The sequence below is a fragment of the Bacillus sp. FSL E2-8900 genome (genome assembly GCF_037966225.1).
Classification (GTDB): Bacteria; Bacillota; Bacilli; order Bacillales; family Bacillaceae_G; genus Bacillus_A; species Bacillus_A cereus.
Genome location: NZ_CP150193.1, coordinates 2,680,438 through 2,692,681 on the forward strand (window position 1 = coordinate 2,680,438; position 12,244 = coordinate 2,692,681).

Below are 12,244 nucleotides of genomic sequence, written 5' to 3' on the forward strand. Positions count from 1 at the left end.
CCTATCACATTTTATTTTAATAAGAAACCTGCCGGAAACGGATCCGTAGGGTCTAATAGAAATGTCTGCATCCCTGTAATAAATCCTCTACTTTCAAAACGGAAAATGTATCCTAGTTCCTCCTTCTTCACTTTCTCCACAGTTATAAAACTATTAAATATACTTTCATTTTTAAAAGGTTTATCCGCCATATAATCATTTTTAAATAACGCATGAACATAGGAAACAATAGTAGAAACAAAACCTGGCGAACGTACGATAAAGTTATCTTCATGAAATGTAATCGATTTTATATGGTTCTTTTCTTTTTGCGAAGGATCTACTAAAATAAGCCTTTTTATTAGCGACTGTTTTTGTATAGTCTGTAGTGTAGCTTCTCCCCATCTTTTCAATTCAGAAATGTTTTCCATGCGAATTTCTGGCGAATACAAACCTTTCTCTACAACTGCATATACTTTATCTGCTTGTATGAGAGAATAATTTACATTACCAACCTGTAAATTTTCCTCAATCATATAGCATAGTTTGCTTTCAAACGAAACCGATATAACTTCATCATTCTCTACATACGCATGAACTAAAAATATTCCACATAACGTTTCAATTTTATATTGATTGGACTCTCTCTTTTTTAAATAACCACTTTCGAGTAACATCGTTATTACTGCAACAATGCCTCCATAATGAAGCGGAATCGAACCTTCATGATTAAAAAATAATACAGCTGCATCCACTTCATTATGGATAGATGGAACGACAATACACCCATTCAAACCGATAAAACCACGTGGTTCATTTAATAAAAGCTTCATCTCTTCTGCTAATTCACCTGAAAATTGTTCATTTAATTGCTCCAAACTGTAGTAGTATTTGCATGGTACGTCTTTCATTACACGAAATGTCTCGCCATTTACATGTACGTCTACTGCTGTATACATTTTTTGAATGTTCATTTTATATCCTCCGTTTCATGTTCCATCGGCGGAATTAGCAAAAATCCTTCTTTAAGTGGATCCATTTCATTGTAAAAAAATCTATGCATACCCATAAGCCAAGCTGATCCCGTAATTTTCGTTATGACAGCTTCAATATTTTCAACATGTGTCGTATCCATGACATATCCTTTAAATAAAGAACCAACGATACTCTCATGAATGAACTCTTCACCAATTTCGATTTCTTTCTGAGCGTATAATACAGCTAGCTTCGCAGATGTTCCTGTACCGCATGGAGATCGATCTATTCCGCCTGGTGGTACAACAACTGTATTTTTCACATGCGCACATTCATGAGTAGGATCTGTATAAAATTCAACATGTGTTAATCCTCTAATAAACGAATACTCTGGATGAATGATTTCAAACTTCTCATTAATTGTGTTTCTTATATGAATCGCCTTATCGATGATTGTAGATGCATTTTCTGGTATTAATTCTAGGCCTACTGACTTCGCATCAATAATGGCATAAAAATTCCCTCCATACGCAATATCAGCCTCTATAGTCCCAATGTCTTTCACTTGTACAGTAATATTTTTCAATAAAAAAGCTGGTATGTTACAGAAAGATACTTCTTTTGCTTTTCCATCTTGAACAGCAATATCTACTTCCACTAAGCCAGCCGGTGTATCTAGTTTTAAAGAAGTAATCGGTTCAACTACCGGAATTAAACCTGATTCAACTAACGCTGTACATACACCGATTGTATCGTGACCACACATCGGTAAATATCCACCTGTCTCTATGTATATAACACCTATATCAGCCTCAGGATGACACGGGTCTGTTAATAATGCTCCTGACATTACATCATGACCACGCGGTTCATTCATTAACAATTTTCGAATCCAATCATACTCCTTTTTCATATGTAACATCTTCTCTGCCATCGTCTCTCCAATCAACTTTGGAAGTCCACTAATTAATGTCCTCGTTGGATTCCCACCTGTGTGTGTATCAATCGTCGTAAAGACTCTTTGTGACCTCATCTGTTTAACACCCTTTCTGTAAAACGACTCAAACGAAGTGGTTCAATAGGAATAATTGTCTCTTTTTCATTTAATAACTCTTCAATTACTTTTCCAGTAACTGCTGCAAGACTAATCCCATCACCTTCATGTCCAGCGGCAATGAAATAATTCGGAATATGTTCCACTCGTGAAATAATCGGTAAATGATCTTCTGTCCACGGACGTAAACCAGCGTAAGAACGAATTACCATCATATCTGCCATTTTCGGATAAAAGCGAATTGCTCTATTTGCGATACATTTAATGACTTCATTATTTATCCTCGTATGAAATCCTACAAATTCACGACTACTACCAATTAAGAAATTTTGACTTTCAGTAGGCTCAAATACGAGCGCAACCCCGTATTTTTCAGTTAAAGCATCTACTTTTCGTTTTCCGCCAAATTTAGAAATTAAATAACCGAATTCCATTACTTTACGGCATCCTACGTGTTGTTGCCTTGAAGCTACAATAATATGCCCTTTTCTCGGTTCAATTGGTATATTTATATTTAACATCTGACCAATCTTAGGAGCCCACACACCGGCTGCATTTACAACTTGTTGTGCTGTAAAAGTTCCATTCGTAGTTTCTACAACAAATGAACCATCCGTCTCTATTTCCATACTCTTTACTTCCGTCTGCTTAAAAGCTTTTGCGCCAAACTTTTGTGCCTCTGACAGAAGCGAGAAAGCAAGGAGATATGGATTCACAGTTGAATCCGTCGCACATTCTAAACCGCCTAATAAATCCTCAGCAAAAAAAGGCGACTCTTCCCTTATATCTTGCCTATCAAGCATTCGAAACGGTAATCCAGCTTCTTTTTGCCGATTTACCCATTGCTGCGCAGCTTCCATCTCTTCGTCTGACTCACATACGAGAATACTTCCTGGTGCCCTATATTCAAATGAATGCTCTAATTCTTCACTTAAATCAGTTACTAATTTTTGACTTACTAAAGACATTTGACTATCAAATCCTGGGTCTTTATCAATGGCCAAAATATTCCCATCACACCGTGAAGACGTCCCGCTGACAAATTCCCCTTTTTCAATGATTGTTACGTCTCTTCCGTATTTTGAAGTGTAATAAGCGATAGAACACCCTATTATTCCACCACCTATAATTAAAACGTCGCAGTGCCTCACAATATACTCCTCCTTTCCCTAAACCTCTCACTTTCTTTTATGCAATTGACGTGCCAATTTTTCATATATACAATTTCCATAAACAATATTTTTATTTGTAAAAATAATTTAAATTTACAGTAAATAGGTGTATTATTTTTTTATCACTGTCAAAATTTTTATACATAACAGGAGGGCATTATGGCATTTTCATTTCCGACTATACAAGAGTTTTTGGAACGTGTTTTAATCGATCATACATGTAGCCTTAATCACATTAAGCAAGTAAACGAAAGGTTTTATTATCTCCCTTCTACTACAGATGAATATAATTGCGCCATTATTTATGTAGATGACTCATTCACTGCACTAATTGACGCTTTTTCTTATGAATTAGCTGTTATCATCCTTAACGAAAACGATGAGCCGATATGCTGTATAACTTCTCAGCAAATGATTCCATTTCTTTATAAGTCCTACAATGAACTACAGTCATTTTATGACACCGTAATACAAACAACTGACTCTTCTGTTACAGTCATTGATAGTAAAGAATGCGTTCGAACTTGGACAGATGGTGCTGAAAAAATATTTTCAGTCAACCATAATGAAATTATTGGGCAACCGATTACTCATTTTTTTGATTATAAAGACTTGGAAATTTTACAATCTTTACATGATGGAAAAAGCATAGTCGCTCAGTTCCATCAGCCTCGTCCCGATTTATTCGTATTAATTAATTCAAATCCAGTTTATTGTAATGATGAAATTATAGGAGCAGTCGTTTCAGAAACAGATGTTACAAATCAAGTCGCTTTAAATGAAAAACTATTTAATATGTCACATGAAATGCACCGTTTAGAACAAGAAGTGGCAAAGTATAAAGATGAATCCGATCCATTCCTTGCGATGAATGGAAAAAGTCCTGTTATACAAAGAACGATACAATTAGCTAGAAAAGTTTGTTCGGTGAAATCAACTGTTTTAATACTTGGGGAAAGCGGAGTTGGAAAAGAAGTATTTGCGAAAGCAATTCATGAAGCAAGTGAGGCAGCGAAGGCGCCTTTCATTTCGATTAACTGCGGGGCAATTCCAGAAGCGTTATTTGAAAGTGAATTATTCGGTTACGAGCGTGGGGCGTTTTCTGGAGCAAATAGTAAAGGAAAAAAAGGTAAAATTGAACTCGCGCAAGGCGGTACTTTATTTCTTGATGAAATAGGTGAAATGCCACTTGATATGCAAGTAAAACTGTTACGTGTACTGCAAGAGCGAAAGTATTACCGAGTTGGTGGTGAAAAAGAAATTAATATTGATTTCCGTATTATCGCTGCTACAAATCGTGATTTACAAGAAGAAATGAGAAAAGGAACTTTCCGAGAAGATTTATATTACCGCTTAAATGTAGTTAGTTTGCAGATTCCACCGCTGCGCGAAAGACGCGAGGATATTATTGAATTAACCTATTCTTTCTTAAACGATTTTTCAATCAACTACAACAGACCAATTCGTGACCTACCTTCAAGCATTATGCATGAACTGCTTCATTACAATTGGCCAGGTAATATTCGCGAACTTCGAAACGTTGTTGAACGGCTTGTGGTATTCGCAACAGACGGAATTATAAAACAAGAATATTTACCATTTCATACGACTGAAACTTTAGACAACCATACAGCTCATTCCCTATTACTCAGCAACAATAATACAATCCTTTCTTTACAAGAAGAGATGGATGAGCATGAGAAAAAAGTTATTGAAAGGGCTTTACGAATTTTAAATGGGAATAAATTAGAATGCGCAAAACAACTTGGTGTAACAAGGGCTACTTTATATAACCGTTTAAAGAAACTTGGACTTCAATAAAGAATCAGTATGCACCGATCAGGCGTTTACAGGTAGCCCTCTCTCCCTCCTCTATATTGGCATGATTTTTGCATGTATAATTTGTGAAAATCGAACTAGAGGAGGAATACACATGACAAATAAAAACAACTTAATCGTTTGTCGTTGTGAAGAGGTTACATATGGGCAACTTCAATCGACAATTGCTGAATATAACTGCTCGGCAAGAGAATTAAAATTAAGAACACGTGCTGGCATGGGATTTTGCGGTGGTCGCACATGCAGAATAATGATAGATCGAATGATTGAAAATGTGAATCCTGACGTAACTCTTAATGAACTACCGTTAAAATATCAACCACCAATACGTGCAGTTACTTTTGGATCAGTAGGTGAAAGTAAATGAGTAGAATTACACATCACCCTATTTTAGGTACTTTACAAAGTAGTGAGCGTATTACCTTTCAATTTAACGGTCATCAATACGAAGCATATGAACATGAAACGATAGCTGCTGCCCTGTTAGCAAATGAAATAAGGACATTAAGAGTTCATGAAGATAGCGGAACACCGCGAGGTATTTATTGTAATATCGGGCACTGTTCCGAATGCCGCGTGACAGTAAATAATCAAACAAATGTACGCGCATGCTTAACTGTTGTAGAAGAAAACATGGTTGTTGAAAGCGGGAAACAGCATCCGAATATCGTGAGAGAGATGGTGAAAAAGCGATGAGTGATGTAATTATTATAGGTGCAGGGCCAGCGGGATTATCTGCTTCTATCTCTTGTGCTCGTTTCGGACTAAAAGTGCTCGTTATTGATGAATTTATGAAGCCGGGCGGGAGATTGTTAGGACAGTTGCATCAAGAGCCTACTGGAGAATGGTGGAACGGAATAGAAGAATCGAAGCGACTTCATGAAGAAGCAGAATCACTTTCAGTACATATCAGGTGCGGTGTTTCGGTCTATAATTTAGATAGAGATGAAAACAATTGGTTTGTACATACTAATATCGGTACGTTAGAAGCACCTTTCGTACTACTTGCTACTGGAGCTGCGGAATATTCTATTCCCCTTCCTGGCTGGACACTTCCAGGAGTGATGTCAATTGGAGCAGCTCAAGTTATGACAAATGTTCATCGCGTGCAAGTTGGAAAAAAAGGAATTATTATTGGTGCTAACATTTTGTCTTTCGCCATTTTAAGTGAATTGCAATTAGCGGGAATTACAGTGGATCATATTGTACTCCCTGAGAAAAGCGAGTTAAGTCAAAAAGCTGGTGAACCTGAAGAAGTTTTAAACTCTCTTTTAAATGCAGCTCACCTCGCTCCTTCTGCTTTCTTGCGAATAGGTAGCCACTTTATGAAATTTGATTGGATTCGAAAAGCTGGATTAACATTCTATCCAAACAACGGAATGAAAATAAACGGAACGCCACTTCACCTTCGGAAAGCAGCTCTTGAAATTATCGGAACAGATCAAGTTGAAGGTGTACGTATTGCTAATATTGACTCTAAAGGAAATGTTATTAATGGAACAGAGAAAATATACGAAGCAGATTTTGTATGTATTGCCGGGGGATTATACCCACTTGCCGAACTTGCAGCTGTAGCTGGTTGTCCCTTCCATTACATTTCAGAATTAGGTGGACACGTTCCTCTCCATTCTGAAGCAATGGAAACCCCTCTTCCCGGTTTATTTGTAGCCGGCAATATTACAGGCATTGAAAGCGGAAAAATTGCGATGACGCAAGGAACAGTTGCAGGTCTATCTATTGCTAAATATGCAAGTAAAAAACCTGATATAGTCGACCAACAATTATCTCACGCCATTCAAAACGTTCACTCTGTTCGTCAAAAAGCTGCAATTCAGTTTAATCCTATGGTAGATATCGGTAGACGAAAAATGAATGAAATTTGGCGTGATTATTCTTCTACATATGCACATACTAAAAAGAGCTGTTGAGATTATTCTCAACAGCTCTTTTTTCTAGTCATCTGAGTTATTAAATTTCGCTAATGCGTAAATGCCTTCTTCATCATCTAATTCAAGTTGTAATCTCGCTGCGAATGGATTGACATTATATTCTCTGTCAAGCAATAAGCGTAAAGCTTCGATTAAGTTTGCTTGAATTAAAATTTGCTGGCGACCATTTACCTCTACTTCCGCAGAGAAACCGTAGTCGTCATCATACATGAGTTCAACTAACACTTCTTCTGGACCCACTTGTCTTTTTTCAGCTATATATACGCAAAGCGCATTTATAAGCTCTTGTTCAGAAATTTTTATTGTTTCCATGCTACTTCATCTGCTTTCTTCTTACGTTGGTCTTTGAAGTATTTAAATGCACGAACTGCTAACATTACGATACCAGCCATTACTAACATATTTACCATAAACGCTAATACAGAACCAAGAGCTCCCATATTTGCAAATAAGCTACCCATTAGTAAACCACCAAGACCACCTAGTAATAAACCTTTCATAAAGCTCCCTTTATTACTTTTTGGTGCCGTGTTTGTTGCTTTCGTTTTTGAATCTGGAGTCGTTTTTTGAGAATTTACATTTGAGTCTTTTTTGTTTAAATCAACTTTTGACTTTTGACCTGAACTTGGTGTAAATGATTTTTTACCAGATTTGTAACTTTTCGCTGCTGCATGATCTACGAACATAAAGCTGCTAGCCCCAAAGATAACCATGAATGCTGTCATTATTGCTACAAGTTTTTTCAACATATTATATCCATTCTCCTTTTATATAGATATATGTGAAATCTATCTTTCTAGTAAATTCAGAATGATAGATTTGTTTTTAAGAACATTTTAAAGGTTCTTATGAACTTATTATATGAACTTTTGTCGAAATATGCAAGTATTATTTACTTTCAACAGTTTGGTCACAAAGGAAAAATTAAGCAAAACAGAATTGACTTTAAATGAAACAAAACATATTATAAGTTCATAAGAACTTTTTATTATTTTGGAGGTGAAAAGATGGAAACATTTCATCTCACACGAAACGAAATGGCTACCCTTCTTCTATCACTAAGAGGATGGAATACGAAAAAGCCTCTCGGTATTTTACAAGAAGCTTGGGCAAAGTCACATAAAAAAGATATTGAAAGCGGACAAAGCGTTACAGCTTTTATTACTACTGCACTTTCACCTATTTTTGAAAAGCTGATTAAAATTGACGATACTGATGTCGGTTTTTCTTTAAATGAAATAGTTGCGCTTGGCAATCAGATTGAAAACACAAGTTTCTCTGTAACTGCTATGCAAAACTGGGTGAAACGAGATATAAAAGAAATGATTGGCTCTCCTCAAAAAGGGAAAAAATATTCAATTGAACAAGCAGCCTTACTATTTATTGTCGAAGATTTAAAAACAGCACTTGATTTTGAATCCATTCGTAAGCTATTACGCCTTATTGTAAATGACCCAGCTGATCGAAGTGATGATTTAATCAATCCTGTTCATTTATATGTAGCATACTCTTCTTTATTTGAAGAACTCAATCAAGGGAATTGCTTACAATTAAATGCAACAGATACCGTTCATACAATTGAAAACATTGTAAAAGAAAAAGCTGATAAAATCGCAAGCAAGTTCGATCAAATTAATAACGAACAACGCGAAGCAATTCGTAACGCTATTATTATTGCGACCCTTTCTGTACATACCGCTTATGTACAAATGTTAGCAAAGCGTTACGTAACAGCAACTTTATTTTTACAGAACTTAGATGTGAAGCCTTAAAAAAACAAGCATCCCCCCGTCATATACCTAGGACAGGGGGATGCTTGTTTTCAATCAATATAAAATACAAAAATCATTTTACATCTAAGTTTCATTATAAAATAACTCTTGATTATGTATTATGTAAAAAACATTACTAACCTAACATTCAACAATGTTCATTTCTTTCTATTAAATTCCTATCACATTTTCTCGATAAACTTAATTACTTCATCTTTATAATTATATTTGTCATTAATTTCTTGTAATAATTCAATATCATGCGTATGAGTTTTTCCTGTCTCTAACAGCTCACGATATAAATCAATGTAAGGAAGATTTTTATTCATGGCATTTTTATATTCCTTTTCTACATCGTAAAAAACCTTTTTAAACCTCACATCAGTAATCCCTGCCTCATCAATTTCAAGAATTGCATACTGAGCACGCAAGTCAGAGTTTAGCTTATTCCACTTGTAAAAAGGTTGTCCAACTGTTCCTGGGTTAATAATTAATTGATCATTGCTACTATAGCGCAACAATTGATGGTGGGTATGAGCGTAAATCGCAATATCATAATCACGATCAAATAGCCGATCAAACTGTTCCTGATTATTAGTGGGCCACAAATCTCCTCCGTAATTTTTATTTTGTAGATTATGACTAATACTGATTGATAAATCATTAACCTGTTTTGTTATATGTAATGGTAAATTTTTAACATGCTTAATATAGTTTTCATCCAGGTTTTCACATTGATACTGAACTAATCTAGAAACATAAATATCAGTTGCGTTATCAATATCAATATTTTTATTAAGAACGTCAAGAAAACTATCTTCCCAGTTTCCTTGTACATAAGTATCAACGTTAATACTTTCTAATATTTCAAACAAATCATTTGATCCAGGACCAGGCATAATTAAATCTCCTAAAAACCAATAATCAGTCACACCTTCTTTCATAGAATCTTCGATAACTGCTTTTAAAGCAGTTGCATTTCCATGTACATCTGCCAGTACAGCAATTTTATGTTTCATGTATTTTATTCCCTCCTCTAAATTTACGTTTCCATCTCATTCATTTTTTATTTTCGAACCAAATCAAATTGAATAGACATATTCTTTTTTAGGCAATTTTACTATCTCTTGAATGAAATTTGATTTCTCTAAAATGTCCTCTAACTGCCCCTCACTATGGACGTAAATACCACCTGCATATGAACTGTACGCCTTTTTCTCAGTTATTATCGCTAAATTGTTATTTTCCTTTTTAAAATCACCCTCCACTCCTTTTTGAAATGATAAACTTTTAGTTGGTGAAACATAAAGTTGAATTAAAGATACTATTTCAACATCATCTGATTTTGCAAAGCACTGTATTTCATTTAAAATCATTTCATCTTGTAACGGAAGAAAGTCTTCTACTTCTAACTTCTCTCCTTTATGAAAGAAGTTTTGAAGTTCGGGAGTATAGAACGAAAGATTTTTCTCCTCTATCATTTTAAAAATTGTTTGCAGCAATATGTCTTTTCCTATCACAAACGGGTGGCCAAATCCATTATTGTAAAGCCCTTCTTTCATTTTCATTAATTGTTCGATGAAGGGGATTCCCGATTCTTCAATAACAAGTTTACCGTCAATTAAGCGCATGTTAGCAATCAATCCTTCTATCTGTAAACCTTCTAATTCAAGCGACGAGTAATATAAATCTCTATTCCAAAAATCTAATTGATCCATTCCTAATGAATTAAATAAGAGCTCATCTATAATTGGAAAAACTCCATCTTCTGTTAAAGCTTTCGTTACATCATCTAATAATCTAGGTGTTTGATTTAAAATCGTACGTATTTCTTCGTCCTCTTGAATGATTCGTACCGTCCACTCACTATGATCTTCACCCGATATTTGCTGAAAACAATGTGAATATGGCCCATGTCCACCATCATGTAGAAGGGCTACAGTAGATACTAGCTTTCGTTCATATTTCGATAAATGTATGTCACCAATCTCAGTAAGATGTTCTATCACTTTATTTACTAGCACATATACGCCTATCGAATGTTCTTTCCTCGTATGTATTGCGTTCTCATGTAAAAAATAAGTATGTCCTTGTTGTTTAATATTCGCCAACCTTTGAAATGCTTTTGTATCTATCAATCGAAGGATATCTCTATCACGAATAGAGATTGGTCTATAAATCGGATCTGTAATATACATACGTTCTCCTCCTATTTTTGTAAATGAAAGACCTATATCATTATACTTAATTTTCAGTCTATTATCATTGATATATGAGAAATTTTTAATAATCTTTTCATTAACCCTTCATGAAAACGTAGCTTATATACTTTACTATAATACTTATGAGAGACATAAAAGAATTGAAATAGCAATCCCCTATGTAAATAAGGTATAATCTACATATAGTGAACCTTTTACGTAATTAAATAAAAGGTTCTTATACTCAAAAATTCATAAACTAGAAGGTGCAACAATGTTAAGTAGTTTTATTCATTCAGTATTAACGTTTTTTGAAGGATTAGGTTATTGGGGCATTATGCTTGGACTTATGATTGAAATTATCCCAAGTGAAATTGTCCTTGCTTATGCAGGATACTTAGTATTCAATGGAAGTATCTCATTTATAGGCGCAGTTGGATTCGGTACAATTGGCGGTGTTATTGCCCAAATCTTTATTTATTGGCTTGGACGATACGGCGGACGCCCTATATTAGAACGTTACGGAAAATATATTTTCATACATAAAAAACAAATAGATGCTGCAGAAGATTGGTTTAATCGTTACGGAACTGGCGTCATTTTTACAGCACGCTTCATTCCAGTAGTGCGTCATGCGATTTCAATTCCTGCTGGTATTACAAAAATGCCATTACTACGTTTCACTACATTAACAGCACTTGCGATTATCCCTTGGTCTATTATTTTCATTTATTTAGGTGAAAAACTAGGTGAAAATTGGGAGAATATAAATGATATTGCTGGTCCGTATGTGAAATCATTCGCAATTGGTGGCGTCGTACTTATACTTTTATACTTCGTTATAAAAAAATGGACAAAAAAGCGTAAAAATCTCGCTTAAGAATATAATAAAAACCGCTATAAATTCATTCGGAATTATAGCGGTTTTTTATTTATATATGAATTAATCTTCAGGAATTATATAATACCTTTCCCTCTACATTTACATGGATAAGCAACCATTTAATCATTTCTTTCGTATATTATCTCAAAAAGGATTGATTCCCCTATGCATTGGCAGCAAAAAATACCATACTTAATCGGACGCCCTATCGGTATTTCCTTCATAAATGGGCAAGGAACTTCTGGTGTATTATGTTCAGCTCATGATGGTCAATTATATGTGTATGAATACCTTTATCAAGCCCAGTTTGCAATGAAACATTATGATTATAGACAGATTCAAGATATACATGCATTCCCAAATTGTCCTCACCAAAATCCTCTATACTAAAAAAATCGGAACGGCTCATAGCCATTCCGA

The 12,244-nt window shown here is 35.0% G+C and carries 14 protein-coding genes; 7 read left to right on the forward strand and 7 right to left on the reverse strand.

The window, feature by feature from the left end; translation table 11 throughout:
- Positions 1–11 precede the first annotated feature (11 nt).
- Genes NST90_RS13735 through NST90_RS13745 form a run of 3 tightly spaced genes read right to left on the reverse strand, consistent with a single transcriptional unit; the run spans position 12 to position 3,159 of the window.
- A complete protein-coding gene (locus tag NST90_RS13735) occupies positions 12–953 on the reverse strand; it encodes a proline racemase family protein (RefSeq protein ID WP_046392808.1) in 942 nt (313 codons plus the stop codon).
- Positions 950–1,987 carry a proline racemase family protein gene (locus NST90_RS13740; RefSeq protein WP_046392809.1) on the reverse strand — a complete coding sequence of 346 codons (1,038 nt, stop codon included), beginning with the start codon at positions 1,985–1,987 and terminating at the stop codon, positions 950–952. Before NST90_RS13740 ends, NST90_RS13735 begins: the two co-directional genes overlap by 4 nt.
- Positions 1,984–3,159 (reverse strand): FAD-dependent oxidoreductase, encoded by a 1,176-nt coding sequence (locus NST90_RS13745; protein WP_001215265.1) that lies wholly within the window; start codon positions 3,157–3,159, stop codon positions 1,984–1,986. Before NST90_RS13745 ends, NST90_RS13740 begins: the two co-directional genes overlap by 4 nt.
- A gap of 180 nt (positions 3,160–3,339) precedes the next feature.
- On the opposite strand from NST90_RS13745, the gene NST90_RS13750 reads away from it, so the two are divergent.
- From NST90_RS13750 to NST90_RS13765, 4 genes are all read left to right on the forward strand, one after another.
- On the forward strand, positions 3,340–5,001 hold the full coding sequence (locus tag NST90_RS13750; RefSeq protein WP_000885731.1) for a sigma 54-interacting transcriptional regulator: 1,662 nt from the start codon (positions 3,340–3,342) through the stop codon (positions 4,999–5,001).
- 112 nt (positions 5,002–5,113) lie between these two features.
- The gene (locus NST90_RS13755) at positions 5,114–5,386 is read left to right on the forward strand and encodes a (2Fe-2S)-binding protein (protein ID WP_000182620.1); all 273 of its coding nucleotides are present in this window, start codon (positions 5,114–5,116) and stop codon (positions 5,384–5,386) included.
- Positions 5,383–5,715: a (2Fe-2S)-binding protein gene (locus NST90_RS13760; RefSeq protein ID WP_000087063.1), complete on the forward strand. Its 333-nt coding sequence runs from the start codon at positions 5,383–5,385 to the stop codon at positions 5,713–5,715. The genes NST90_RS13755 and NST90_RS13760 overlap by 4 nt, the downstream gene beginning before the upstream one ends.
- Entirely contained in the window at positions 5,712–6,947 is a 1,236-nt protein-coding gene (locus tag NST90_RS13765; RefSeq protein ID WP_001286091.1) for an NAD(P)/FAD-dependent oxidoreductase, read from the forward strand. The genes NST90_RS13760 and NST90_RS13765 overlap by 4 nt, the downstream gene beginning before the upstream one ends.
- A gap of 24 nt (positions 6,948–6,971) precedes the next feature.
- On the opposite strand, the gene NST90_RS13770 is transcribed toward NST90_RS13765, so the two are convergent.
- The gene (locus NST90_RS13770; protein ID WP_000447758.1) at positions 6,972–7,280 is read right to left on the reverse strand and encodes a YxcD family protein; all 309 of its coding nucleotides are present in this window, start codon (positions 7,278–7,280) and stop codon (positions 6,972–6,974) included.
- Positions 7,268–7,717: a hypothetical protein gene (locus NST90_RS13775; protein WP_025709492.1), complete on the reverse strand. Its 450-nt coding sequence runs from the start codon at positions 7,715–7,717 to the stop codon at positions 7,268–7,270. Before NST90_RS13775 ends, NST90_RS13770 begins: the two co-directional genes overlap by 13 nt.
- Before the next feature lie 258 nt (positions 7,718–7,975).
- Here NST90_RS13775 and NST90_RS13780 point away from each other — a divergent pair, with 258 nt between their 5' ends.
- Entirely contained in the window at positions 7,976–8,740 is a 765-nt protein-coding gene (locus NST90_RS13780) for a DUF1836 domain-containing protein (protein ID WP_000447231.1), read from the forward strand.
- Between the two features lie 182 nt (positions 8,741–8,922).
- Here NST90_RS13780 and NST90_RS13785 read toward each other — a convergent pair whose 3' ends face one another.
- Positions 8,923–9,759, reverse strand: coding sequence for a metallophosphoesterase family protein (locus tag NST90_RS13785; RefSeq protein WP_025709494.1), 837 nt, complete (start codon positions 9,757–9,759; stop codon positions 8,923–8,925).
- Between the two features lie 63 nt (positions 9,760–9,822).
- Positions 9,823–10,938, reverse strand: a complete 1,116-nt coding sequence (locus NST90_RS13790; RefSeq protein ID WP_046392810.1) for an HD domain-containing protein — start codon at positions 10,936–10,938, stop codon at positions 9,823–9,825.
- 277 nt (positions 10,939–11,215) lie between these two features.
- Here NST90_RS13790 and NST90_RS13795 point away from each other — a divergent pair, with 277 nt between their 5' ends.
- Positions 11,216–11,821 (forward strand): DedA family protein, encoded by a 606-nt coding sequence (locus NST90_RS13795; RefSeq protein WP_025709498.1) that lies wholly within the window; start codon positions 11,216–11,218, stop codon positions 11,819–11,821.
- Between the two features lie 168 nt (positions 11,822–11,989).
- Positions 11,990–12,214: a hypothetical protein gene (locus NST90_RS13800; RefSeq protein WP_000558689.1), complete on the forward strand. Its 225-nt coding sequence runs from the start codon at positions 11,990–11,992 to the stop codon at positions 12,212–12,214.
- Positions 12,215–12,244: the final 30 nt, after the last annotated feature.